The 22,132-nt window shown below is 63.1% G+C and carries 27 protein-coding genes; 17 read left to right on the top strand and 10 right to left on the bottom strand.

The annotated features are described in order from the left end of the window. The first annotated feature begins 87 nt into the window (after positions 1 to 87). The 3 genes from NLY42_RS07010 (at position 88) to NLY42_RS07000 (ending at position 2,411) form a co-directional block, all read left to right on the top strand. The gene (locus NLY42_RS07010) at positions 88 to 1,041 is read left to right on the top strand and encodes a cation diffusion facilitator family transporter (RefSeq protein ID WP_023687479.1); all 954 of its coding nucleotides are present in this window, start codon (positions 88 to 90) and stop codon (positions 1,039 to 1,041) included. Positions 1,042 to 1,118: 77 nt separating this feature from the next. Then, a complete protein-coding gene (locus tag NLY42_RS07005; protein WP_023673210.1) occupies positions 1,119 to 1,523 on the top strand; it encodes a GFA family protein in 405 nt (134 codons plus the stop codon). A gap of 81 nt (positions 1,524 to 1,604) precedes the next feature. Next, on the top strand, positions 1,605 to 2,411 hold the full coding sequence (locus NLY42_RS07000) for a class I SAM-dependent methyltransferase (RefSeq protein WP_023703801.1): 807 nt from the start codon (positions 1,605 to 1,607) through the stop codon (positions 2,409 to 2,411). Between the two features lie 101 nt (positions 2,412 to 2,512). Here the strand turns inward: NLY42_RS07000 and NLY42_RS06995 are convergent, their stop codons facing one another. After that, positions 2,513 to 3,766: a DNA recombination protein RmuC gene (locus tag NLY42_RS06995; protein WP_023755358.1), complete on the bottom strand. Its 1,254-nt coding sequence runs from the start codon at positions 3,764 to 3,766 to the stop codon at positions 2,513 to 2,515. Positions 3,767 to 3,869: 103 nt separating this feature from the next. On the opposite strand from NLY42_RS06995, the gene def reads away from it, so the two are divergent. The 6 genes from def (at position 3,870) to truA (ending at position 7,468) form a co-directional block, all read left to right on the top strand. Continuing rightward, positions 3,870 to 4,400, top strand: a complete 531-nt coding sequence (gene def / locus NLY42_RS06990; protein ID WP_023673213.1) for a peptide deformylase — start codon at positions 3,870 to 3,872, stop codon at positions 4,398 to 4,400. Between the two features lie 99 nt (positions 4,401 to 4,499). After that, a complete protein-coding gene (locus NLY42_RS06985) occupies positions 4,500 to 4,787 on the top strand; it encodes a hypothetical protein (RefSeq protein ID WP_023696043.1) in 288 nt (95 codons plus the stop codon). After that, the gene (locus NLY42_RS06980; RefSeq protein ID WP_023732763.1) at positions 4,784 to 5,209 is read left to right on the top strand and encodes a type II toxin-antitoxin system VapC family toxin; all 426 of its coding nucleotides are present in this window, start codon (positions 4,784 to 4,786) and stop codon (positions 5,207 to 5,209) included. Before NLY42_RS06985 ends, NLY42_RS06980 begins: the two co-directional genes overlap by 4 nt. A 38-nt stretch (positions 5,210 to 5,247) precedes the next feature. Next, entirely contained in the window at positions 5,248 to 6,198 is a 951-nt protein-coding gene (fmt, locus tag NLY42_RS06975) for a methionyl-tRNA formyltransferase (RefSeq protein WP_023755359.1), read from the top strand. Continuing rightward, a complete protein-coding gene (locus tag NLY42_RS06970) occupies positions 6,195 to 6,701 on the top strand; it encodes a GNAT family N-acetyltransferase (protein WP_023748255.1) in 507 nt (168 codons plus the stop codon). Before fmt ends, NLY42_RS06970 begins: the two co-directional genes overlap by 4 nt. Before the next feature lie 11 nt (positions 6,702 to 6,712). Further along, a complete protein-coding gene (gene truA / locus NLY42_RS06965) occupies positions 6,713 to 7,468 on the top strand; it encodes a tRNA pseudouridine(38-40) synthase TruA (RefSeq protein WP_023755360.1) in 756 nt (251 codons plus the stop codon). On the opposite strand, the gene NLY42_RS06960 is transcribed toward truA, so the two are convergent. Together NLY42_RS06960 and dapE are read right to left on the bottom strand one after the other, a co-directional pair. Next, positions 7,465 to 8,070, bottom strand: a complete 606-nt coding sequence (locus NLY42_RS06960) for a hypothetical protein (RefSeq protein ID WP_023755361.1) — start codon at positions 8,068 to 8,070, stop codon at positions 7,465 to 7,467. The genes truA and NLY42_RS06960 overlap by 4 nt on opposite strands. Positions 8,071 to 8,072: 2 nt before the next feature. Next, positions 8,073 to 9,263 (bottom strand): succinyl-diaminopimelate desuccinylase, encoded by a 1,191-nt coding sequence (dapE, locus tag NLY42_RS06955; protein ID WP_023681340.1) that lies wholly within the window; start codon positions 9,261 to 9,263, stop codon positions 8,073 to 8,075. Between the two features lie 115 nt (positions 9,264 to 9,378). On the opposite strand from dapE, the gene NLY42_RS06950 reads away from it, so the two are divergent. After that, on the top strand, positions 9,379 to 10,392 hold the full coding sequence (locus NLY42_RS06950) for a 2-dehydropantoate 2-reductase (protein WP_023755362.1): 1,014 nt from the start codon (positions 9,379 to 9,381) through the stop codon (positions 10,390 to 10,392). 64 nt (positions 10,393 to 10,456) lie between these two features. On the opposite strand, the gene NLY42_RS06945 is transcribed toward NLY42_RS06950, so the two are convergent. Genes NLY42_RS06945 through dapD form a run of 3 tightly spaced genes read right to left on the bottom strand, consistent with a single transcriptional unit; the run spans position 10,457 to position 12,504 of the window. Next, a complete protein-coding gene (locus tag NLY42_RS06945; RefSeq protein WP_023673220.1) occupies positions 10,457 to 11,227 on the bottom strand; it encodes a hypothetical protein in 771 nt (256 codons plus the stop codon). Positions 11,228 to 11,248: 21 nt separating this feature from the next. Next, positions 11,249 to 11,653: a DUF805 domain-containing protein gene (locus NLY42_RS06940; protein ID WP_084633802.1), complete on the bottom strand. Its 405-nt coding sequence runs from the start codon at positions 11,651 to 11,653 to the stop codon at positions 11,249 to 11,251. Next, positions 11,650 to 12,504: a 2,3,4,5-tetrahydropyridine-2,6-dicarboxylate N-succinyltransferase gene (gene dapD, locus NLY42_RS06935; RefSeq protein WP_023673222.1), complete on the bottom strand. Its 855-nt coding sequence runs from the start codon at positions 12,502 to 12,504 to the stop codon at positions 11,650 to 11,652. The genes NLY42_RS06940 and dapD overlap by 4 nt, the downstream gene beginning before the upstream one ends. Before the next feature lie 148 nt (positions 12,505 to 12,652). On the opposite strand from dapD, the gene NLY42_RS06930 reads away from it, so the two are divergent. Beyond that, positions 12,653 to 13,498: an LOG family protein gene (locus tag NLY42_RS06930; protein WP_023681343.1), complete on the top strand. Its 846-nt coding sequence runs from the start codon at positions 12,653 to 12,655 to the stop codon at positions 13,496 to 13,498. An 80-nt stretch (positions 13,499 to 13,578) separates the two neighbouring features. On the opposite strand, the gene NLY42_RS06925 is transcribed toward NLY42_RS06930, so the two are convergent. Continuing rightward, entirely contained in the window at positions 13,579 to 14,298 is a 720-nt protein-coding gene (locus tag NLY42_RS06925; RefSeq protein ID WP_023687469.1) for a pyrimidine 5'-nucleotidase, read from the bottom strand. Between the two features lie 176 nt (positions 14,299 to 14,474). Between NLY42_RS06925 and NLY42_RS06920 the strand changes: the two genes are divergently transcribed. From NLY42_RS06920 to NLY42_RS06910, 3 genes are all read left to right on the top strand, one after another. Then, positions 14,475 to 15,236 carry a GGDEF domain-containing protein gene (locus tag NLY42_RS06920; RefSeq protein ID WP_023681345.1) on the top strand — a complete coding sequence of 254 codons (762 nt, stop codon included), beginning with the start codon at positions 14,475 to 14,477 and terminating at the stop codon, positions 15,234 to 15,236. A gap of 178 nt (positions 15,237 to 15,414) precedes the next feature. Then, entirely contained in the window at positions 15,415 to 15,564 is a 150-nt protein-coding gene (locus NLY42_RS06915; RefSeq protein WP_286497561.1) for a hypothetical protein, read from the top strand. Positions 15,565 to 15,580: 16 nt separating this feature from the next. Further along, the gene (locus NLY42_RS06910; protein WP_023755363.1) at positions 15,581 to 17,020 is read left to right on the top strand and encodes a GMC oxidoreductase; all 1,440 of its coding nucleotides are present in this window, start codon (positions 15,581 to 15,583) and stop codon (positions 17,018 to 17,020) included. Between the two features lie 196 nt (positions 17,021 to 17,216). Here NLY42_RS06910 and phhA read toward each other — a convergent pair whose 3' ends face one another. Beyond that, positions 17,217 to 18,053, bottom strand: a complete 837-nt coding sequence (gene phhA / locus NLY42_RS06905) for a phenylalanine 4-monooxygenase (RefSeq protein ID WP_023687466.1) — start codon at positions 18,051 to 18,053, stop codon at positions 17,217 to 17,219. Between the two features lie 139 nt (positions 18,054 to 18,192). Between phhA and NLY42_RS06900 the strand changes: the two genes are divergently transcribed. The 3 genes from NLY42_RS06900 (at position 18,193) to NLY42_RS06890 (ending at position 20,839) form a co-directional block, all read left to right on the top strand. Then, on the top strand, positions 18,193 to 18,669 hold the full coding sequence (locus tag NLY42_RS06900; RefSeq protein ID WP_023687465.1) for an Lrp/AsnC family transcriptional regulator: 477 nt from the start codon (positions 18,193 to 18,195) through the stop codon (positions 18,667 to 18,669). A 111-nt stretch (positions 18,670 to 18,780) separates the two neighbouring features. Then, entirely contained in the window at positions 18,781 to 20,328 is a 1,548-nt protein-coding gene (bchE, locus tag NLY42_RS06895) for a magnesium-protoporphyrin IX monomethyl ester anaerobic oxidative cyclase (protein WP_023744897.1), read from the top strand. A 112-nt stretch (positions 20,329 to 20,440) separates the two neighbouring features. Continuing rightward, entirely contained in the window at positions 20,441 to 20,839 is a 399-nt protein-coding gene (locus NLY42_RS06890; protein ID WP_023687463.1) for a RidA family protein, read from the top strand. Between the two features lie 41 nt (positions 20,840 to 20,880). Here the strand turns inward: NLY42_RS06890 and argB are convergent, their stop codons facing one another. Both argB and NLY42_RS06880 read right to left on the bottom strand, forming a co-directional pair. Then, complete coding sequence (gene argB, locus NLY42_RS06885) at positions 20,881 to 21,774, bottom strand: acetylglutamate kinase (RefSeq protein ID WP_013528489.1); 894 nt, start codon at positions 21,772 to 21,774, stop codon at positions 20,881 to 20,883. Positions 21,775 to 21,874: 100 nt separating this feature from the next. Further along, on the bottom strand, positions 21,875 to 22,033 hold the full coding sequence (locus NLY42_RS06880) for a hypothetical protein (RefSeq protein ID WP_023755364.1): 159 nt from the start codon (positions 22,031 to 22,033) through the stop codon (positions 21,875 to 21,877). Positions 22,034 to 22,132: the final 99 nt, after the last annotated feature.

Raw genomic sequence — 22,132 nt, 5'->3', positions numbered from 1 at the left:
CAACCTGAACGACCAGGCGATTCGTGCGTTGTGATGCCTGTGGAGCTCGGCGGCAGGCCGTTACATTGGGCGCCTTGGAGGGACAGCATGGCAGCGCATGGCGGGTCGAAGACGGTCATCTACGCGGCGCTCGCCGGTAATTTAGCTATTGCTGTGACCAAATTCGTCGCCGCCTTCTTCACCGGCAGCTCGGCGATGCTGTCGGAAGGCGTGCACTCGCTGGTGGATACCGGCAATGGCGGGCTGCTGCTCTACGGCATGCACCGCGCCGCCCGTCCGCCGGACCGCACGCATCCGCTCGGCCATGGCCGCGAGCTGTATTTCTGGAGCTTCATTGTCGCCCTGCTCGTCTTTGCGCTCGGCGCCGGCGTGTCCTTCTATGAAGGCGTCGTCCACATCATGGCGCCTGAGCCGGTCGCCAATCCCAAAATCAACTACATCGTGCTTGGCCTCTCGATGCTGTTCGAGGGCAGCTCCTGGTACGTGGCGCTGAAGGAGTTCCGCCAGCAGAAGGGCAAGCAAGGCTGGCTGCAGGCCGTGCAATCGAGCAAGGATCCGAGCGTCTACACGATCCTGTTCGAGGACAGCGCCGCCCTGCTCGGTCTCTTCGTCGCCTTCGCCGGCATATTGGCGGCCGAACTCCTCGACATGCCCGAACTCGACGGCGTCGCCTCGATCGGCATCGCGATGATCCTCGGCGCCACCGCCATCTTTCTGGCGCGCGAAAGCAAGGGATTGCTCATCGGTGAGCCGGCCTCGGCGGAAGTGCAGGCCAAGGTGCTGGCCATCGCCCAGCAGGATCCGGCGGTGCAGCGGGCCAACGGCGTTCTCACCGTCCATCTCGGCCCGCAACAGATCGTCGCTGGGCTGAGCATCGAATTCGAGGACCATCTGACGGCGCCTGAGATCGAAGCCTGTGTCGAGCGCATCGAGGCGCTCTTGAAAAAAGAAATGCCGGAGATCACCAGACTGTTCGTCAAGCCGCAGACGACCGGAACGTGGGAGCACCGGCGCAAGCAGGTCGAGGCGGCGTCGGACTAGTTCTGGACCAGCAGTGCACCGTTGGCCCCATCGCCTGGTCCCGCTAAGATCACCCGACGGATTTCGGAGAATCAACCATGAAAATCGATGGTGGGTGCCATTGCGGCGCCATAACTTATGAAGCAGACGTCGACCCGGAAAAGACCTCTATCTGTCATTGCACCGACTGCCAGCAACTGACCGGCACCGCCTTTCGTGTCACTGTTCCCGCGCCTGAGGATCATTACAGGATCACCAAGGGCACACCGAAGGTCTATATCAAGACGGGATCGAGCGGCGCCAAGCGTGCCCAGGCGTTCTGCGGCGACTGCGGTTCGCATCTTTACGCAACGTCGGTTGGCGACGGGCCGAAGGTCTATGGGATCAGGGCGGGGACCGCGCGGCAACGCGAGGATCTCGTTCCGACCCAACAGAAATGGCACCGATCGGCCCTGCACTGGCTTCCGGAATTCGAGGGCGTAAGCATCGTAGAGGCGCAGTAGCACCTGCCTCCCGGTTAAACGCGGCCCAAACCAGCCAATAATGTGCTAGGCTAGCCATCAAACGGATGGCGGGGGATAGCAATGTCGGAAACGGACAAAGTGTTTGCCGGCTCGATTCCGGAAAACTACGACCGCTACATGGTGCCGCTGATCTTCGAGCCGTTCGCCGCGGATTTGGCACGACGGGCAGCGTCCTTGTCGCCCGGCGCCGTCCTGGAAGTCGCCGCCGGCACCGGCGTTGTTACCCGCGCATTGGCGCCAAAACTGTCCCCTGGCGCAAGCTATGTCGTGACCGACCTCAACCAGCCTATGCTCGACTACGCGGCCTCGCGACAAGCTCCCGACAGTCGCATACAATGGCGTCAGGCGGATGCTCTGGCGCTGCCGTTCGAAGATGCGGCTTTCGATCTCGTTTGCTGTCAGTTCGGCGCGATGTTCTTTCCCGACCGAGCCGCCGGCTATCGCGAAGCAAAGCGGGTCCTGAAGACCGGCGGCCATTTCCTGTTCAACGTGTGGGATCGCATTGAAGAGAATGTATTCGCCAATGATGTGACGAATGCTCTTGCGGAGATTTTTCCGAACGATCCGCCCCGCTTTCTCGCCCGCACGCCGCACGGCTACAATGACATTGCATTGATCCGCGGCGAGTTGGAAGCCGCAGGTTTCTCCCGTGTGGTGATCGACACGAGGGCCGAACAAAGCCGTGCCTCCTCGCCGCGCCTTCCGGCGGTTGCCTATTGCCAGGGAACTCCGCTTCGCAACGAAATCGAGGCTAGAGGAAAACTGGAAGCCGCAACCGATCACGCCGCGTCCGTGATTGCAGCCAGACACGGCAGCGGCGAGGTTGCGGCCAAGATCCAGGCGCACGTGATCGTGGCTACGGTCTAATGCATGGCGCCCAGAAGTGTGCCGCGGTTCTGGGACAACGACATGCATCAAAACAAAGACTTTTAAAGCGCGTCGTATGAATCCGTTCAGCGCGACGCGCTTTAATCGTCGCCTTCGACGACACGTAGCCTGAGCTGCCCCGTCTTGGAATCCGCCACCCGCACTCCGGCTTCGGCCTTGGCGGGTCCGCCACCGCGCACTTCGGCTTCGTTTTCTCCAAACTCCAGCGCTTCGATCTTTTGGCCGCGCTTGGTCACCTTCGACGTCGACACCAGTATCTCGTCGATATCCTTGGCCGACTGGCCAAAATGCGTCTGCAACCGGCGCACGCGTTCGTCGACGCGCGCGACGTCTTCCATCAGCCGGATCACCTCGCCCTGGATCAGATGCGCCTGTTCGCGCATGCGGGCGTCCTTGAGGATGGCCTGGATGACCTGGATCGACAGCATCAAAAGCGACGGTGAGACGATGATGACACGCGCCCGGTGCGCCTTCTGGACCACGGCGTCGAAATTCTCGTGGATTTCGGCGAACACCGATTCCGACGGCACGAACATGAAGGCGGTGTCCTGCGTCTCGCCCTGGATCAGGTATTTTTCCGAGATATCGCGGACGTGAATTTCGATGTCGCGGCGGAAAGCCTGGGCCGCGATCTTCTGTTGTTCGGCGCCATCGGCGGCGCGGATGGCGTTCCAGGCTTCCAGCGGAAACTTGGCGTCGATGGCAAGCTGCGGCGCACCGTTCGGCATCCTGACCAGGCAGTCGGGACGGCTGCCGTTTGACAGCGTTGCCTGGAACTCGTAGGCGCCCATCGGAAGGCCGTCGGCGACGATCGCCTCCATGCGCGACTGGCCGAAGGCGCCGCGCGTCTGCTTGTTGCACAGGATCGCCTGCAATTGCACGACCTGGCCGGCCAGCGACTGAATGTTGCCTTGCGCGGTGTCGATGACCGCCAGCCGTTCCTGCAGTTTGGCGAGGCTCTCATGCGTCGATTTGGTCTGTTCGGTCATGGTTTGACCGAGCCTGCCGGTCATGGCTTCGAGGCGCTGGCCGATCGACTGGTTGAGTTCGGCCTGCCTTGCGCCGAACACGTCGGCGATGGCGCCCATGCGGCCCTGCATCTCGGCCTGGCTTTGCAAAATGCCGGCCATCCGCGCCTCGGCGTCGCGGGCGTGGTCGGCGGCTTCCGCCGCGGCGATGGTGCGCGCCTTGGCCGATCGCCACAGCGCCACGACAAGCGCCAGGAACAGGCCGAGAAACACCAGCGCGCCGAGGGCCAGTGCATGGCCGAGCGTGATCGTCGTGGCGCCAAGCCGGGCAACGGGTTCGGAAAGGATGGTGCTCAGGTCGTTCATCCCGCCAGCATAGCCGATTCGCAGACCTGGCACAGATCAAAACGTGAACGAGACCGATTCGCACCGGTTGACGCTTCTCCTGCGACGTTTTAGGTGAGGCGCCATGTCGATCAAGCCGCTCATCATCCTTCCCGATCCCATCCTGCGCCAGGTTTCCAAACCAGTCGAACGCGTCGACGCGCCTTTGCGCAAACTGGCCGACGACATGCTGGCGACGATGTATGATGCGCCGGGCATCGGTTTGGCCGCAATCCAGATCGGCGAGCCGCTGCGCATGCTGGTCATCGACCTCGCCAAGGAAGACGAGCCGCCGGCGCCGCATGTCTTCATCAATCCCGAAATCCTCGAAAGCGCCGACGCCCGCTCGGTCTACGAGGAAGGCTGCCTGTCGATCCCGGACTATTACGCCGAGGTCGAGCGTCCCGCCTCGGTGCGCGTGAAATATCTCGACCGCGACGGCAAGCTGCAGGAGATCGAGGCCGAAGGCCTGATGGCGACTTGCCTGCAGCACGAGATCGACCATCTCAACGGTGTGCTGTTCATCGACCACATCTCGAAGCTGAAGCGCGACATGGTGGTCAAGAAGTTCAAGAAGCTCGCCAAGGACAAGGCGCCGGGCAAGCTGGTGGGATAGGCCCTGCTTTCGGCGACTCGCACAAAATCCCGTCTCGACCCGCCCCTATTGAGAGACGCTTCCTAGCGTGATATCATTGATATCAGACTGGAGACTCAGATGGGCGATATGTTGATCAGAGATATTCCCGAGCCGTTGAAGCGTGAAATCGAGCATGCGGCACGCAAGGGCGGCCAAAGCCTCTCGATCAAGGCGATCGATTTATTGCGAAAAGGCATGGTTGCGGAAAAAGAAGGCAAGGCCGAGCCTGGACTCACGGCTTGGGATGCGATTCGCGCTGCCTTCGCCTCGGAAAATGCAATCAGCGACGAATTTGCGCAGATGATGGATGAGATCGAAGCGGAACGGAAACGCGACTTTGGCCGCACCATTGAGAATTTCGAGTGATAATCCTCGATACCAATGTCGTCTCGGAAGCGAGCCGGCCCGCGCCCGATCCAAACGTCGCTAAGTGGTTTCGCAGACAGGACCTGCTCGACCTCTATCTCTGCGGTCCTGTTGTCATGGAGCAGTCCTTTGGAGCCGAAAGGTTTCTCAACAAGACCGGCTCGGACCGCCACGTCCGTGCACTTGACCACCTGGTTTCGAAGCAGTTTTCGGGACGTGTCGTCGAATTTGCCGGTCCCATTCCCCGTCTGGCGGGCAAGCTCCGGGCAATGCGGGAAACTATCGGCCGGCCGATCAGCCTTTCCGATGCCATGATCGCTGCCATCTGCCTGTCGCACGACGCTATGCTGGCGACGCGCAATATTAAGGACTTCGAAGAGCTTGACCTCAAGATCGTAAACCCGTTTGAAGCAGACGCTTGAGCGGACTGCCGCGCGCAGAACAGGATACTGGACGAAAAATGCCGCTTCGCGTCATCTTCATGGGCACGCCGGAGTTTTCGGTGCCGGTGCTGCGCGCGATTGCCGAGGCCGGGCACGAGATAGCAGCCGTCTACACCCAGCCGCCGCGCGCCGCGGGCCGCCGCGGGCTGGAGCTGACACCGTCGCCGGTGCAGCGCGAGGCTGAGCGGCTGGGCATCGAAGTGCGCACGCCGCTGTCGCTGAAGGGCGAGGCCGAGCAAGCTGCTTTCTATGCGTTGCGTGCCGATGTCGCGGTCGTCGTCGCGTATGGTTTGCTGTTGCCGAAGGGTATTTTGGAGGCTCCGCGCCTCGGCTGCCTCAACGGCCACGCCTCGCTTTTGCCGCGTTGGCGTGGTGCAGCTCCCATCCAGCGCGCCATTATGGCCGGCGACGTCGAAACCGGCATGATGGTGATGCGCATGGAAGAGGGCCTGGACACCGGTCCGGTGGCACTGGTTGAAAAATGCGCCATAGAGCCCGACATGACCGCCGGCGATCTGCACGACCGCTTGATGAGTATTGCTGCCACGCTGATGGTGGAAGCGCTGTCCCGATTGGAGACAAATACCCTGGCATCGACTTTGCAGGCGGCTGACAGGGTGACCTACGCCAGGAAAATCGATAAGTCGGAGACACGTGTGGACTGGACGCGCCCGGCTGCGGAGGTCCACAATCACATTCGCGGCCTGTCGCCATTCCCGGGCGCCTGGTGCGAGGCCGACATCGGCGGCCGCACGGAACGGCTGAAACTGCTTCGCTCGACCCTTTCTGAAGGTACGCTTTCTGAAAGCATGGGCGAGTCGGGAGGAATTCTCGATGACCGGCTGACGGTCGCCTGCGGGTCGGGCGCGGTCAGGCTGGTCGAAGTTCAACGGGCGGGCGGAAAGCCTGCTGCCGCGCAGGAGTTTCTGCGCGGGGCCAAGATCGAAAAGGGAATGAAGTTCTCATGAGCATGATGTCGATACGCGGCGCGACGCCGCGGGACCGCGAGGCTATACGCCTCGTCGAGGAACACGCATTCGGCCAGCAGGCGGAGGCCGGGCTGGTCGACGCTCTGGTCACCGGCGGCGACGCCGTTGTCGAACTGGTGGCGGAAGAAGACGGCCAGGTGGTCGGCCACATCCTGTTTTCCAGGCTGTTCGTTCAGAACGGCGGCAAGCAGTTTGCAGCCGTGGCGCTGGCGCCGTTGGCGGTGGAACCTTCGTTCCACGGCTCGGGCATTGGCGGTGCGCTGATCCGCGAGGCGCATATCCGCCTCAGGGATGGCGGCGAGACGCTCGCCGTTGTGTTGGGCGATCCGGCCTATTATGGCCGCTTCGGCTACAATCATGCGCGGGCCGAAATGTTCGAGAGCGAATATCAGGGCGAAGCGCTGCAGGCGCTGGCCTGGGGTGACGCACCCGAAAAAGGCAAACTGGTCTACGCCCAGGCCTTTACCGCACTCGCCGCCTGAACGAAGGGTGTATGCCGCGTTTTCGTCTCGATATCGAATATGACGGCAGCCTCTTCGCCGGCTGGCAACACCAAGCGGATCAGCCTTCGGTGCAGCATGCGATAGAGCAGGCGATCGAGAAATTCTGCGGTGAGGCGGTGCGGATACGCGCCGCCGGCCGCACCGACGCCGGCGTGCATGCGACCGCCCAGGTGGCGCATGTCGACCTCGCCAAGGCATGGCCAAACGACAAGGTGCGCGACGCCGTCAACGCGCACCTGCAGGCGGCAGGCGCGCGCATCGCCATCCTGCAGGCCACGGTTGTCCCCAATGAGTTCGACGCCCGTTTCTCGGCCACCGGACGCCATTATCTCTACCGCATCCTCAACCGGCGCGCGCCTGCAGCGATGGAAAAGGGCAAGGTCTGGTGGGTGCCGAAGCGGCTCGATGCGGACGCCATGCACGAAGCGGCGAAAGTCCTGCTCGGCCGACATGACTTTACCACCTTCCGCTCGACGCAATGCCAGGCCAACAGTCCGGTGCGGACGCTGGAGCGGCTCGATGTAAGCCGCCAGGGCGACCTGATCGAAGTCAGGGCCTCGGCGCGCTCTTTCCTGCACAACCAGGTGCGCTCCATGGTCGGTTCGCTGAAACGCGTCGGCGACGGCGGCTGGACCGCCGCCGACCTCAAGGCCGCGCTCGCGGCGCAAGACCGCGCCGCCTGCGGCCAGGTGGCGCCGCCCGACGGGCTTTTTCTCGTCGGTGTAGACTATCCGGAAAAGTTCTAGGCCGGAGCGGCGGTCGGCACCGTGATGCCGAGCAGCGCCACCAGGCCGAACAAGACGGCCAGAGACACCACCAACATGCCTGCGAACACGGCGCTGCCGACAGCCGCGCCCTTGCCGATCGCGGCGTTGGTCATCCGCCAGGTGAGTACCAGCGACAGCACCACCAGAACCAGCCACACCAATTCGGCAACCGGGTTGCCGGACGGCAGGAAAAGCCTGATCAACGCTGAAGGCAGCAGCATCCAGGCGGTGATCGCCGACGCCCAGTTGCTCGCGACGACATAGTGGACGAAGCGGTCGCCGATGCCGGCGCGCGATGCGACCAGGGCAAGCACAAACAGGGGCAGCAGCCACGAGCCGAGGTCGACGGTCGCCAGGCGAACCAACATGCCCAGCCGACCGGCGAACGCATTGGGATCGCCGATCTCGTTGGCCGTGCCGACCCAGCCGACGATCATCGCCGGCGCGGCGACGACGATGGCGAAGAAGGAATTCCAGAAGCCGTCCGCCGAAAGGTCGAGCAGCCGCAAGCCGTCGGCCTTTCCGAGCATCAGCCGCCAGGCGCCGTTAAGCGATGAAGAGGTCTCGTCAACCGAAAGCATGATCAGCCCTGCTCGAACCAGTCATCGATGAAGCGCTGGTAGATTTGGGTCAGCGTCTCGAGGTCGGCCAGTGCGACGCGCTCGTCGACCATGTGCATGGTCTTGCCGACCAGGCCGAACTCGACCACCGGGCAATAGTCCTTGATGAAACGCGCATCCGAGGTTCCGCCCGAGGTGGACAGCGCCGGCTCCTTGCCGACCGTCGCCTTGATCGAGCCGCGCAGCGTCTCGATCAGCTTGTCGTCGCGCGTCAGGAAGACATGGCTCGGCCGGTCGCGCCAGATCAGCTCGTAGTCGACCGGCGTCTTGCCGGTCCGGTATTTCTTGCGCTTCGCCGCCTGGTCGAGGCGGTTATGGATCTCGGCCTGCACCGTCTCGGCAGTCCATGTGTCGTTGAAGCGGATGTTGAAGGTGGCTGTCGCCTTGGCCGGAATAACATTGGTCGCCGGGTTGCCGACATCGATCGAGGTCACTTCCAGATTGGTCGGCTGAAAATCCTTCGTGCCCTTGTCGAAGACGGGCGACAGCAAGGCGTCGACCAGGCTGATCAGGCCGCGCACCGGATTGTCGGCGAGCAATGGATAGGCGACATGGCCCTGGCGGCCGTTGACCGTGACACTGCCCGACATCGAGCCACGCCGGCCGATCTTGATCATGTCGCCGAGCGTGTCCGGATTGGTCGGCTCGCCAACGATCGCGGCGTCCCATCTCTCGCCCTTGGCCGCCGCCCAGTCGAGCAGTTTTGTCGTCCCGTTGATCGCCGGCCCCTCCTCGTCGCCGGTAATCAGCAGCGAGACCGAGCCTTTCGGACCACCCTTTTTCTCGACATGGCGCGCCACGGCGGCGATGAAACAGGCGATGCCGCCCTTCATGTCGACGGCGCCGCGGCCATACATCTCGCCCCTGGCGATCTCGGCGGCGAAGGGCGGATGCGTCCACGACGCCTCGTCGCCCGCCGGCACCACGTCGGTATGGCCGGCAAACATCAGATGCGGCCCGTTGCCGGAGCGACGCGCGTAGAGGTTCTCGATGTCGGGGGTGCCGTGTTCGGAAAACACAGGGCGTTCGACGGAAAAGCCGAGCGGCTTCAGCATGCCTTCCAGGGCAGCCAGCGCGCCGCCCTCGGCGGGCGTTACGGAGGCGCAGCGTATGAGGGTCGCGAGGTTGGCGGCGGGATCGGTCGGCAGTTTCATGGGCAAAGCGATAGTCGAAAGCGAAAGGCCTGTCACGGCCAGAGATGATGACCGATCCTGCCGCCGACATTATGGTTTTCCTGTCGTATAGTGCAGGCCAACACGAGATAATCGCATGGCCAACGCCGAAAAGACCATCGTCATTGCCGGCGCCGGCAGCATCGGCTGCTATGTCGGCGGTTGCCTGGCGCTGGCCGGACGCAAGGTGGTGTTTTTGGCGCGGCCAGGCATCGCGACAGCCTTGCTGGACGGTGGCCTGCGCATCACCGATCTCGATGGTCGCGACCGATCCATCCGGCCGGAGTCCGTCACCACCGATCCCGCCGCTGCCCTCGCCAGTGCCGACGTGGTGCTGGTGACGGTCAAGAACGGCGCTACCGAGGAGATGGCGTCGCTTGTTGCCGGACATGCGCGCGGCGATGTCGTGGTGGTCAGCCTGCAGAACGGCGTCGGCAATGCCGACCGGTTACGCGCCGGGCTCGGTGGACGGACTGTGCTCGCCGGCATGGTGCCGTTCAATGTCGTCCAGTCGGCCATAGGCAATTTGCCGCTTCACGTGCATCGCGCCAGCGACGGCAAGGTCATGATCGAAGATGGCGTGACCGGCCTTGCCGGCCTTCTCGATGTCGAAGGGCTTGGCGTGGAAACCCATCCCGACATGAAAGCCGTTCAGTGGGGCAAGCTGCTGATCAACCTCAACAACGCGCTTGTCGCCTTGTCCGGCCTGCCGCTGGCGAGCGAACTTGCCGACCGCCGCTGGCGGCGAATCCTGGCCGGTCAGATCGACGAGGCCCTGACGGCGATGAAGGCGTTACATATCGCGCCGGCACGAATCGGCGGCTTGCATCCCGTCCTGCTGCCGAAACTGCTCCGGCTGCCGGACTGGCTGTTCCGGCTGGTCGCCCGCCGCATGCTCGCCATCGACCCGCAGGCGCGCTCGTCGATGTGGGACGACCTCCAGCGTGGTCGGCCGACCGAGATCGGTGACCTGCAGGGGGCCGTCCTGAACCTCGCCGAAAAGGCCGGCACGCCGGCGCCTCTGCTGAAGCGGGTCACCGTGCTGGTGCGGCAGGCCGAGCGGGAAAAGCGCGGCTCACCCGGGCTGACGCCGGAAGCCGTCACTGGATAGTCTACTTGCCGCGAGCCTCGGGCCTTGGCCCGCATAGCCCGAAAACAGGCGCGTGGGCCCCGCGTCACAGCTTTGGTGCGCGCCTCGGAGCCGGCGCTTTGCTCGCCGGGCCTGGCGCCGGCACGGGCTGCGCCGCCGGGTGGTTCTCGATCAGCGTGATCTTCTGCCAGATCTTGCGCGACAGGTTGGACGCCAGGTTCTCGACGTCGTTGACGCCGTCGATGACCACATCGTCATTGACGGACTGCGCAAACAGCGCCGCGATCTTGCCGGTGATCGACAGCATTTCCGAGCAATAGTCGAGGTAGCGCGCCAGGTCGGCGGCATTGGTGATGCGAGCCGGCGAATGCGCGGTCGGCCTGAAATTGGCGGACAATGCTGCCGGATCCTTGGTCAGCTGGTGCATGTCGATGACATGGATCAGCGATCTCAACCCATGCAGCTGGCGAAACACCCGCTTGCGCTTGATGCGCTCCTCGGTGCGGATCAGCGCCAGCAGGCCGAGCACGGCAAGGATCATCATGTTGATCGTGGCTTCGATGCCTTGCACCGACTGCACCGCATCGTCGGCCTGCGAGATATGGATGAGCGGCAGGATGGTGCCGACGAACAGGAAGATCAGCGCGCCGGCGGCAACAGCGGCGACGATGGCGCCGCGCAGCCACCAGATCGGCGCTTCCAGCGCCTGCGCCGCCTTGGCCAGGTCGCGCGACAGCGACACCAGTTCGGCGGCGACGCCGCGCAGGCCGGCATCGGGAAAACGCTCGGCGACGCGCTCTTCCAGCCGCTCGGCGGTGTCGATGATCAGTTTCGGATCAAGCGTGCGGTAGCGCATGGCGAGATATCCGGTCGGCGCTCATGGTTCAGCCGGCGCGTTGCTGCGTTTGCCGTAGCGGTTCGGACCGGGGTCACCGCGGAAACACGCTAGAACGATGAGAAGAATGGGGCCGATGATAAGAGAGACCAACGCGTAATAAGTCGGCTTGCCGAAATCATGAAACCGCTTTGCGGTTACCGCAAAGCTCGACCATGTCGAGATCAGCAAAACGACCCAGAACACAAGTGCCCAGTTCTGGCTGGTTGCGGTGCCGGGTTCCAGTCTCGACAACTGGTAGAGCGGGAAAAACTGTGCAAGCACCAGCAGCAGCCCGGCGAGCACGTAGGCACTTGGGCTGACGCGCCCTGAGAGGCTGAAGAAAAGCCAGGGAAGTGGTGGTGTGTTGGGCAATCTGGAGCGCTCTGGTTGCTCGGACAGGATCAATCACGCAGCAGTTCGTTGATCGAGGTTTTCGACCGGGTCTTGGCATCGACGCGCTTGACGATGACGGCGCAGTAGAGGCCAGGGCCCGGCTCGTTGTTCGGAAAGGCCTTGCCCGGCATCGAGCCGGCGACGACGACCGAATTAGGCGGCACCTCGCCATAAAACACTTCGCCGGTGGCGCGGTCGACGATCTTGGTCGACTGGCCGATGAACACACCCATTCCGAGCACCGAGCCTTCGCGCACGATGCAGCCCTCGACCACTTCGGAGCGCGCGCCGATGAAGCAATTGTCCTCGATGATGGTCGGGCCGGCCTGCATCGGCTCCAGCACCCCGCCGATGCCGACGCCGCCCGAGAGGTGCACATTCTTGCCGATCTGGGCGCAGGAGCCGACCGAGGCCCAGGTGTCGACCATGGTGCCGCTATCGACATAGGCGCCGACATTGACGAAGGACGGCATCAGCACCGCGCCCGGCGCGACATAGGCCGAGCGGCGCACGATCGAAGACGGCACGGCGCGGAAGCCTGCCTTCTCGAAATCGACCGCGCTCCAGCCGTCGAACTTCGACGCCACCTTGTCCCACCAGACTGCCTGGCCGGGGCCGCCCTTGATGATCTCCATCGGATAGAGCCGGAAGGAGAGCAGCACCGCCTTCTTCAGCCATTGGTTGACATGCCATTTGCCATCGGCCTGGCGCTCGGCGACGCGCACGGTGCCACGGTCGAGCAGGTCAAGTGAGGACTGGATGGCGTCGCGCGTTTCGCCGCGGGTCGCGGTCGAAATCGTGTCGCGCTCCTCGAAGGCCTTCTCGATGGTCTTTTCGAGGCTGGCCAGGTCAGGCTTCGACATGAATTCGCTCCGTTACCACGCTGTTAAGGCCGACGGCCTTAACCTTGTTTTGAAAGTCGCGCGGACCCTATGTTAAGGCGTATTGGGGGTCAATCGCGCGTGCGCCATGGAACGGCGCAAGTGAACTGTTGGGACGGGTAGAAAGCATATGACTCCTATGGAAAAGGCGGGATGGACGCCGCTGCCGCATTCGGACGAGGATCTGGAGCGCTCGAAAAGCGTTCCCGACACGCCGCAGACTCGCGCCGAAACCTACCGGCTGGCCTGGAACGATCCCGACTTCATGACGCGCCGGGAGTTGCGCGCTGTGCGCTTGCAGCTTGAGCTCTTGAAACCCGAAATGATCCTTGCCGAGCGCGGCATCCGCTCGACGGTCATCCTGTTCGGCGGCGCGCGTATTCCCGAGCCCGGCGGCGAGGCCTGGGCCGCCAAGAACGAGACGCAGAAGAAAAACCTCGAGGAAAACAGCAAATACTACGAGGAGGCGCGCAAATTCGCCCGCCTCTGCTCACAGCAATCGGCCACGTCCTACTACCGCGAATTCGTCGTCGTCACCGGTGGCGGCCCAGGCGTGATGGAGGCGGGAAATCGCGGCGCCGACGATGTCGGCGCGCCGTCGATCGGCCTCAACATCGTCCTGCCGCACGAGCAGGCGCCGAACGCCTATGTGACCCCGGAGCTGTGCTTCAACTTCCACTATTTCGCCATCCGCAAGATGCATTTCGTGATGCGCGCCAAGGCCGTCGCGGTGTTTCCGGGCGGCTTCGGCACCATGGACGAGTTCTTCGAGACGCTGACGCTGATCCAGACCGGCCGCATGGAACGCGTGCCGGTGATCCTGTTCGGCAAGGCGTTCTGGCAGCGCGCGATCGACCTCGATTTCCTGGCCGAACAAGGCACCATCACGCCCGGCGACCAGGATATCATCGACTTTGTCGACACCGCCGACGAGGCCTGGGGGATCATCAGCCGCTTCTACAAGTTGGGGGAGTAGGGGAACCGGGAATTGAAGAACTGAAGAATTGAGGAAAAGGAGGTCCGGATCGGTCTCCCTTTCACCAGTTCTTCAATTCTTCAGCTCCTCAATTCCTCTACCCCCTCCACTATCCCCGTCAGAAACGTCGCGAGATCGTCGGTGACGAAATCGACGTCGTCCTCATTGGCCGGATCGCGTTCCCAGATCTCGGCAAAGGTCGGCTCGAAATTGCGCGGCACCACCAGCACCGTGGTCATGCCCAGTGATTTCGGCACCTCCAGGTTGCGGGCGAGATCCTCGAACATCACCGCATTGTGTCCGGTGACGGCGTGCAGTTCGGCAAACTTCTCATAGGTCTGCCGCGACGGCTTCGGCGTCAGCCCGGCGGCGACGATATCGAAAATGTCGTCGAAATGGTCGAGTATGCCGAGCTGGCGCGCGGTGCGCTCGGCGTGCCTGCGGTCGCCATTGGTGAAGATGAACTTGCGGCCGGGCAGCTGGCGGATGGCGGTGCCCAGCACCGGATCCGGCACCAGCCACGAATAGTCGATGTCGTGCACCTTTTCGAGAAAATCGTCGGGGTCGATGCCGTGGCGCGTCATCAGCCCGTTCAGCGTCGTGCCATATTCGAGATAGAGTTCCTTCTGCAGCTTGCGCGCTTCCTCGCGCGGTAGCGTGAGCAGTTCTCCGACATAGGCCGTCATCTTGACGTCGATCTGCGAAAACAGATTCGAATGGTGCGGATAAAGCGTGTTGTCGAGGTCGAACACCCAGTCGGTGACATGGGCGAAGCGGGCGGGATCGGGCAGCGTGGTCATGGCGTCCTTATGGCATGAAATATCTGCCGTTCGAACCCCTTTCTGATGTAGAGCTTATCCACAACCTATGTGCATCTAGAGTTGTAAAAAATGGGCTCACCATTCAAATTTTAGCCATCACGGAAAGGTGGCCTTCAGGGCTTGCTGGCACAGAGACGGTTCAGTGGGAGCCAGCGATGAGTCGCATAGTCTTAAAGTCCGCCGCGGTCGCATTCGGCTCGGTAGCCATCTCGCTTTTGCTGACGCTGATCATCGTTCCCGCCATGGGTTTTCCGGTCGACCGCACTGTCTGGCTGACATCGACGGTGTGCCCGCTGGCGCTCGCCTGGATCGCCTGCGCCAGCACCTTCTGGCAGAGCGACCGACTGAAAAACGCGCATCGCGATCTCGCCCGCGCGCATGCCCAGCTCGCCGCCGCGCATCGGCGCCTGTCGGCGAAGGCGAGCCGCGACGACATGACCGGCATGCTCAACCGCGAGAGCTTCTTTGCCGCGTTGGACGGCTCGCGGCGCAAATCCGATCGCGGCGCGCTGCTGATCATCGACGCCGACCATTTCAAGGCGATCAACGACAGTTTCGGCCATCTGACCGGCGATGACGCACTGGTGTTGATCGCCAGCGCCATCGAGCGCGGCGTCCGCAGCGGCGACGTGCTCGGCCGCATTGGCGGTGAGGAGTTCGGCGCCTTCCTGGTCGGCGCTACGGAAGCCGAAGCCCGGCGCGTGGCCGAGCGCATCCGCCGTGAAGTCGAGCTGGTCCGCTTTCGTCCGGTCGACGAGCGCACGGTGCCGCTGACCGTCTCGATCGGCGGCATCACCTGTGCGCAAGATGCCGATGTCTCGGACCTGATGCGCGCCGCCGACCGCCGGCTCTACGAGGCGAAGCACCGCGGCCGCAATTTGTCGATCCTAGACCGGGATATTTCCGAAGCTGCCTGAGGTGTTGGTGGTGGGGCTGTTAACGGATCGCCAACATTGTTTCCACGCAACTGCGCCGTTTACCGGGTTGTAACTCGTTTATAGGCAAGGCTTGGCACGGGAATGGCATGTCTGGCCGGTACGTGTGCCGTTCAGGGAACGCCATGCGTGGATCGAAGCCCCCATCCAGAGACGTGTCATGAGTTTCTTCATCAGGAAAATATCGCGCCGCACCATCGTGCAGGCGCTGATTGCGATGCCGGCGCTACAGCTTTTTCGCAAGCAGCCTGACAGCGACCGCCCCCGTCCGATCCCGACGAGATCGTCGTGGTCAATGGCTGGATCCTGAAGCGGAGCGACCTGGCATGATCTTCGACAGCTATGAGGCGTTTCGAGCCTCGGATTTCAAGCCCAAGGTCTGCATTCTCGGCTCCGGGCCGGCCGGCACCACCATTGCCAGAAAGCTCGGCGCCGCCGGCATTCCGGTCGTGGTGCTGGAGGCCGGCGCACGCGAATTCAGCGACGAGTCGCAGGATTTCTACCGCGGCTCCACGGTCGGCGATCAATATTTCGATCTCGACATCACCCGGCTGCGCTTCATGGGCGGGTCGTCGAACCACTGGGCCGGCTGGTGCCGCGTGCTCGACAAGCAGGACTTTGAGCCCAAGGCATGGGCGCCGGACACCGGCTGGCCAATCGCCCGGACCGACATCGAGCCCTATCTGTCCGAGGTGCACGACATACTCGAGCTTCCCGACTTCAAGCCCGATGTGCCGATTTCAGACGACATACGCTGGGTGCAGCTGATCAAGAGCCCGGCCGTGCGCTTTGGCGAGAAATTCTCCGACGAGCTCGACAAGAGCAAGAACATAGCGCTCGTGCTCAACACCTATGCCACCGAACTTGCCGGGGACGGCAAACGAGTGACCGGCGCCAGGCTGTGGTCGAACGGCAAGGATGCCGGCGCCTTCAGCGCCGATTATTTCATCGTCTGCGCCGGCGGGCTGGAGAATTCGCGGCTGCTTCTATGGTCGAACCAGCGCTCGAATGGCGGCGTGGTGCCGAACGCCACGGCACTTGGCCGCTACTGGATGGAGCACCCGACCTTCGAGGGCGGCAATGCCATCCTGGCCGATTACAGGGAGTTCGAGGTTGATGCCGTCAACGAGGCGTTCTTCTCGCCGACGCTCGCCGCCATGGAGCGGCTGCAGATCATGAATTTCGGCATACGCCTGATCGAGACGCCCTATGCCGGCGTCAAGAGCCTGATTGCCGACCTCGCCTGCACCGCGCCCGAGGCCGCCGAATGGATCGCCTACCAGCTCAGCCAGAACCTGCGCTGCGCCGCCCAGCTCTACGTCGCCTGGGAACAGGCGCCGCTGGCCTCGAACCATATCGAATTGTCGAAGACCGATGTCGACCGTGCCGGCGTGCCGCGCATCGAGCTGCACTGGAAGAAGTCGCCGTTGGAGCGCCGCACCATCCTCGAGGGGCTCAAGCTGTTCGGAACGACGCTGATCGAGAAGGACCTCGGCCGCGTCCGCATCATGGACTGGCTGACCAATGGCGAGGACTACCCGACGGATGAGGAACTGGCCGGCCACCATCATATGGGCGGCACGCGCATGGGCACCGATGTCACCAAGAGCGTGGTCGACGCCAACTGCAAGGTGCACGGCATGGACAATCTCTATGTCGGCGGTTCCTCGGTATTCTGCACGTCGGGCGAATGCAACCCGACGACGACGATCACCGCACTTGCCTGCCGGCTAGGCGACCATCTGACCAAAGTAATCACGGTGTGACGAAGTCATCCCCCCGGTGTGACGAAGTCATCACCGTCTGATTGTCAAAAAAGCGAACGGCGCGACAGGATTTCTACCGGCGCTACCCATGCCTTGGTGTCGAAACCCTCGGAAATCAGCGCCAACGAGATCTCCCTCCCCCTTGTGGGGAGGATTAAGGGTGGGGATAGGTGCCGCGCAAACCCTTCAGGATTTGCTAAACCGTCGCTGGATCCAGGGTCGGCTGCCCCTTGCGGCGGGCAACGATCGCCTTGAAATCGGCGGTCCGGAACGCATCGCGCAGCACGTCGAAGGACGGCAGCACGAAATAAGCGCGCTGGAACTTGTCGATCTCGTAACCGGTGCGCATTACCGTTTCGAGGTCGAAGGGCACGTGGTGCGCGTCCGGGCTCGCGACGGCGAACTGCAATTCGGTGAACGACGACATCAGCCCGGCGCCGAAAGCTTTCAGCTTCTGGCCCTCCTCCTGTATCAGCCCGTATTCGGCGGTGTACCAGTAGAGCCGGGTGATCATCTCGTCACCGCCCAGCGCAATCACGCTCTCGGCCTTTTCGCCATACATCTGCATGAAGTCGGCAAACACCGGCTGTGTCAGGATGGGCACATGGCCGAAGAAGTCGTGGAACATGTCGGGTTCGACGATGTAGTCGAGCTCGTCCTTGGTGCGCAGCCAGTTGGTCACCGGAAAGCGCCGGTTGGCGAGATGGTCGAAGAAGGGCGCGGCCGGGATGAGGCCAGGCACGGCGACGATTTCCCAGCCGGTCAGCTTGCGCAGCCTGTCTGAGACCGCGCCGAAATCCGGGATCTTGTCGAGCAGGCCGAGTGCGGCGACGCCATCGAGATAGGAATGGTGCGCCAGCTTCTGCGTCAGCTTGGTCTGCCGGTCGCACAGCGTGCGCCACACCGCCTGTTCGTCGGCGCTGTAATCATAGCCCTGCGCCACGGTGAAATCGGAACGGCACACTGAATAGTCGCCACGCAGGCCTTGCGCCGCGCAATCACGGGCATATTCGGCAACGCTCATCGTCGTCATGGTTCTTCTCCCCTGATCGTGACACTTGAATCTGTCCGCAGAGTCTAGCGGCGGCCGGCGAGGCAATTCAGCTTTGATGATGGCTTGGGTCCATGATTTGAGGTAAAAATCACCAAGCAGAAGCTGAAAGAGAGTGAAAATGCCTCAGTTCGACGATTTCGAGATCAAGATGCTGGATGTGCTTCAGCGCGATGGACGCAAGCCCGTGTCCGAACTGGCGCAGGAGATCGGCCTGTCGACGACGCCTTGCGCCCGCCGCTTCGAGGCGCTGCAGGAGGCCGGCATCATCAAGGGCTTTGCCGCCGTGCTCAACCGCCGCGCCGTCGGCCTGATGGTCGAGGTGTTCATCCAGGTGCGGCTCACCAGCCACAGCGACGGTTCGCCCGAAACCTTCATCGCCGCCGTGCAACGCATGGACGAAGTGTCGTCATGCTGGACGATGACCGGCGACCACGATTTCCTGCTGCACGTCATGGTGCCGTCGGTCGACGAACTCAACGCCTTCGTCATGCACCGCCTGATGCGCCTTGCCGGCGTGCGCGACGTTCACACCCAGCTGGTGCTGCAGAACATCAAGGGCCCGGGCCACGTGCCGCTCGCCCACCTCAGGCGGTAGGACACGCACCGCCATTTCTGCGGAAAAGCTGCACGCAAACTGCTGAACGGAGCCCAACTGCGAAACTGAAACGCCGGCTACGCCATGCGGACCGTCGCTCAAAGGTCCGTCATGAACATCGTGCTGATCAATCCGCCGCACACAGCCATCGGCAGCCGCGTGCCCGATGACCATCTGCCACCGCTCGGCCTGCTGGCACTGGGCGGCCCGCTTATCGACGCCGGCCATAAAGTCCGGCTGGTCGATGCCGAATTCGGGCCGATGCCGTTGGAAACTCTGGTGCGCGATGCGCTCAGCGGCCAGCCCGATTGCATCCTGATCGGCCACTCCGGCTCGACCTCGGCGCATCCCACCGCGCTCGCGATCGCCCGCATGGTCAAGGCGCTCGAGCCGGCGACGCTGGTGATCTATGGCGGCGTGTTCCCGACCTATCACTGGCGCGACATATTGGCGGCGAGCGATGTCTTCGACTTCATCGTGCGCGGCGAGGGCGAGGCAACCATCCTTGCCCTGGTCGTGGCACTGGACAATCGCCGGCCGCTGGGCGATGTCGCGGGTATCGCCTATCGCGACGATCTCGGCCGCCCCTTCGCGACGCGGCCGGCCGGGACCACTGCCAATCTGGACGAGTACCGCGTCAGCTGGGAGCTGATCGATCACCGCCGCTACAGCTATTGGGGCGGCAAGCGCGCCGTGGTCATGCAGTTTTCGCGGGGCTGCCCGCATCTGTGCAACTATTGCGGCCAGCGCGGTTTCTGGACCCGCTGGCGGCACCGCGACCCCAAAAAATTTGCGCAGGAGATTGCCTGGCTGCACCGCCAGCACGGCGTCGAACTGATCAACCTCGCCGACGAAAACCCGACCGTATCGAAGAAGGTTTGGCGCGCCTTTCTCGATGCGCTGATCGCCGAGAACGTGCCGGTGCTGATCGTCGGCTCGACCCGGGCCGACGACATCGTGCGCGATGCCGACATCCTGCACCTCTATCGCAAGGCCGGCGTCATCCGCTGGCTGCTCGGCATGGAAAACACCGACCAGCAGACGCTTCAACTGATCCGCAAGGGCGGCAGCACCTCATCCGACCGCGAGGCGATCCGGCTGCTCCGCCAGCATGGCATACTGTCCATGGCGACCTGGGTGGCGGGGTTCGAGGATGAGACCTTTCGCGATCTGTGGCGCGGCTTTCGCCAGCTGCTTGCCTACGACCCCGACCAGATCCAGGCGCTCTATGTCACGCCGCACCGCTGGACGCCGTTCTTCCGCATCGCCAAGGACCGCAAGGTGATCCAGACGGATGCCCGGCTGTGGGACTACAAGCACCAGGTCCTGCAGATGACCCGGCTGAAACCGTGGATGCTGTTCTTCTCGGTCAAGCTGATCGAGGTCGCGGTGCAGTCGCGGCCGAAGGCGCTGGCGCGCATTCTCTTCCACCCCGATCCCGAACAGCGCCATTCGATGCGCTGGTACACCCAAATGGGCCGCCGCGTGTGGTTCCGCGAGGTCTGGGGTTTCCTGGCCCGCGACCGCCGCCTCAAGGATGGTCCGACGCTGGCTGAGTTCTGGGGCGCTCCGCAGGATGCCGATGAGGAATCCATGCTCGTCATGCGCCCGTCGCGCAAGCCGGCCGAAGCGGCTGTCGCGATCTCGGCCGGCACCTGACCGGCTCGCTGCCATTCATAGATACGTACCGTATGCGTATTGACATACACGGCGTATGTACCCACCTCATGCATACGGGACGTATGTGAGTGCCCCGGACAATGGAGTGAAAATGACCAAACGTGACGCGATCTTTCCTGCCGGCAGGCAGGCTCTCTACGAGATCAATCGCTATTCTGCTGCAATCCGATCGGGCGATCTTTTGTTTGTCTCGGGCCAGGTCGGCAGCCGCGAGGACGGGTCGCCCGAACCTGTCTTCGAAAAGCAGGTCCAGCTTGCCTTCGACAATCTCGCGGCAGTGCTGAAAGCAGCGGGCGCCACGTTCGACGATATAGTCGACGTGACCACCTTCCACACCGATCCGGCAACGCAATGGCCCGTGATCGATGCCGTTCGGCTGAAGGTGTTCGGTGAACCGCCCTACACCAATTGGACGGCGGTCGGCGTCAACTGGTTAGCCGGCTTCGACTTCGAGATAAAGGTCATCGCGCGCCTGCCCCAGCCTGCCTAAGGGCTGCCAGCCGACCAACTGGCCGCCAAGCCAGTTGCCGATCAGGGCACGATTAGCGTGCCGGCGCCGTGTTCGGTGAACAGTTCCAGAAGCACCGCATGCGGCGTCTTGCCGTTGAGGATGACGACGCCTTCGACGCCGCGCTCGATCGCCTCGATGCAGGTCTCGACTTTGGGGATCATGCCGCCCGACACCGTGCCGTCCTTGATCAGCGCCTTGGCTTCGGCCACCGTCAGCTCGTCGATCAGCTTCTTGTTCTTGTCGAGCACGCCGGGCACGTCGGTCAGGAACAAAAGGCGCGTCGCCTGGCAGGCGCCGGCGATGGCGCCGGCGAAGGTGTCGGCATTGATGTTGTAGGTATGGCCATCGCGGCCGGGCGCCACCGGCGCCAGCACCGGGATCATTTCGGAGCGCGCCAGCAGGTCGAGCAGGGTGCGGTCGACTTCGACCGGTTCGCCGACGAAACCGAGATCGAGCACACGCTCGATGTTGGAATCCGGGTCGATCATGGTCTTGCGCGCCTTTTCGGCGAACACCATGTTGCCGTCCTTGCCGCACAGGCCGATCGCCCATTCGCCCTCGGCGTTGATCAGCGCGACGATCTCCTTGTTGATCGAACCGGCCAGCACCATCTCGACGATTTCGACCGTCTTCTGATCCGTGACGCGCAGTCCGCCTTCGAACTTGGATTCGATGCCCATCTTGGCCAGCATGGCGCCGATCTGCGGCCCGCCGCCATGGACGACGATCGGGTTGACGCCGGACTGCTTCAGCAGCGCGATGTCACGGGCGAAAGCCTTGCCGAGCTCGATATCGCCCATGGCATGACCGCCATATTTCACCACCACCGTCTTGTGCTCGTAGCGCTGCATATAGGGCAGGGCCCGCGAGAGCAGGGCGGCCTGCATTTCGGCGGTGGCGGTGATCTCCGTCATCGGCATGGTTCCCTGGATGTGGGTAAGGACGGCGGCGTCTTAGCGGGAATTGGCCCAGGCCGCAAACAGCTTTGCTATCACGATGATGAAATCTGCCGGATCAGGCCGGCACCTTGAGCGGCGCCCGCCGCGTCAGCCACCCGGAAATCTTCTCCATGTGCGCGGCGAGCGACAAAACCGTCTGCTCGTCGCCGGGGCGGCCGACGGCCTGGATGTCGAGCGGCAGGCCATTCTGGATCGCCGGCCAGTGGTGAACCACAGGCTCTTGTCCATCAATCGCCCAAACAGGGATCTGATCTCCAAGGCACGGGTCAGATGCAATTTTTCGAGCAGGTTTCGATGAGCTCGTCGGCCCCCT

The sequence above is a fragment of the Mesorhizobium sp. C372A genome (assembly GCF_030323245.1).
In the GTDB taxonomy this organism is placed as follows: domain Bacteria; phylum Pseudomonadota; class Alphaproteobacteria; order Rhizobiales; family Rhizobiaceae; genus Mesorhizobium.
Note: the sequence above shows the minus strand (reverse complement) of the source record. Positions and strands in the feature narration are given on the sequence as shown.

Excerpts from the sequence above, each read along its gene's own strand:
- NLY42_RS07010 (WP_023687479.1), top strand. The coding sequence starts at position 88 with ATGGCAGCGCATGGCGGGTCGAAGACGGTCATCTACGCGGCGCTCGCC.
- NLY42_RS07005 (WP_023673210.1), top strand. The coding sequence starts at position 1,119 with ATGAAAATCGATGGTGGGTGCCATTGCGGCGCCATAACTTATGAAGCA.
- NLY42_RS07000 (WP_023703801.1), top strand. The coding sequence starts at position 1,605 with ATGTCGGAAACGGACAAAGTGTTTGCCGGCTCGATTCCGGAAAACTAC.
- NLY42_RS06995 (WP_023755358.1), bottom strand. The coding sequence starts at position 3,766 with ATGAACGACCTGAGCACCATCCTTTCCGAACCCGTTGCCCGGCTTGGC.
- def (WP_023673213.1), top strand. The coding sequence starts at position 3,870 with ATGTCGATCAAGCCGCTCATCATCCTTCCCGATCCCATCCTGCGCCAG.
- NLY42_RS06985 (WP_023696043.1), top strand. The coding sequence starts at position 4,500 with ATGGGCGATATGTTGATCAGAGATATTCCCGAGCCGTTGAAGCGTGAA.
- fmt (WP_023755359.1), top strand. The coding sequence starts at position 5,248 with ATGCCGCTTCGCGTCATCTTCATGGGCACGCCGGAGTTTTCGGTGCCG.
- NLY42_RS06970 (WP_023748255.1), top strand. The coding sequence starts at position 6,195 with ATGAGCATGATGTCGATACGCGGCGCGACGCCGCGGGACCGCGAGGCT.
- truA (WP_023755360.1), top strand. The coding sequence starts at position 6,713 with ATGCCGCGTTTTCGTCTCGATATCGAATATGACGGCAGCCTCTTCGCC.
- NLY42_RS06960 (WP_023755361.1), bottom strand. The coding sequence starts at position 8,070 with ATGCTTTCGGTTGACGAGACCTCTTCATCGCTTAACGGCGCCTGGCGG.
- dapE (WP_023681340.1), bottom strand. The coding sequence starts at position 9,263 with ATGAAACTGCCGACCGATCCCGCCGCCAACCTCGCGACCCTCATACGC.
- NLY42_RS06950 (WP_023755362.1), top strand. The coding sequence starts at position 9,379 with ATGGCCAACGCCGAAAAGACCATCGTCATTGCCGGCGCCGGCAGCATC.
- NLY42_RS06945 (WP_023673220.1), bottom strand. The coding sequence starts at position 11,227 with ATGCGCTACCGCACGCTTGATCCGAAACTGATCATCGACACCGCCGAG.
- dapD (WP_023673222.1), bottom strand. The coding sequence starts at position 12,504 with ATGTCGAAGCCTGACCTGGCCAGCCTCGAAAAGACCATCGAGAAGGCC.
- NLY42_RS06930 (WP_023681343.1), top strand. The coding sequence starts at position 12,653 with ATGACTCCTATGGAAAAGGCGGGATGGACGCCGCTGCCGCATTCGGAC.
- NLY42_RS06925 (WP_023687469.1), bottom strand. The coding sequence starts at position 14,298 with ATGACCACGCTGCCCGATCCCGCCCGCTTCGCCCATGTCACCGACTGG.
- NLY42_RS06920 (WP_023681345.1), top strand. The coding sequence starts at position 14,475 with ATGAGTCGCATAGTCTTAAAGTCCGCCGCGGTCGCATTCGGCTCGGTA.
- NLY42_RS06915 (WP_286497561.1), top strand. The coding sequence starts at position 15,415 with ATGAGTTTCTTCATCAGGAAAATATCGCGCCGCACCATCGTGCAGGCG.
- NLY42_RS06910 (WP_023755363.1), top strand. The coding sequence starts at position 15,581 with ATGATCTTCGACAGCTATGAGGCGTTTCGAGCCTCGGATTTCAAGCCC.
- phhA (WP_023687466.1), bottom strand. The coding sequence starts at position 18,053 with ATGACGACGATGAGCGTTGCCGAATATGCCCGTGATTGCGCGGCGCAA.
- NLY42_RS06900 (WP_023687465.1), top strand. The coding sequence starts at position 18,193 with ATGCCTCAGTTCGACGATTTCGAGATCAAGATGCTGGATGTGCTTCAG.
- bchE (WP_023744897.1), top strand. The coding sequence starts at position 18,781 with ATGAACATCGTGCTGATCAATCCGCCGCACACAGCCATCGGCAGCCGC.
- NLY42_RS06890 (WP_023687463.1), top strand. The coding sequence starts at position 20,441 with ATGACCAAACGTGACGCGATCTTTCCTGCCGGCAGGCAGGCTCTCTAC.
- argB (WP_013528489.1), bottom strand. The coding sequence starts at position 21,774 with ATGACGGAGATCACCGCCACCGCCGAAATGCAGGCCGCCCTGCTCTCG.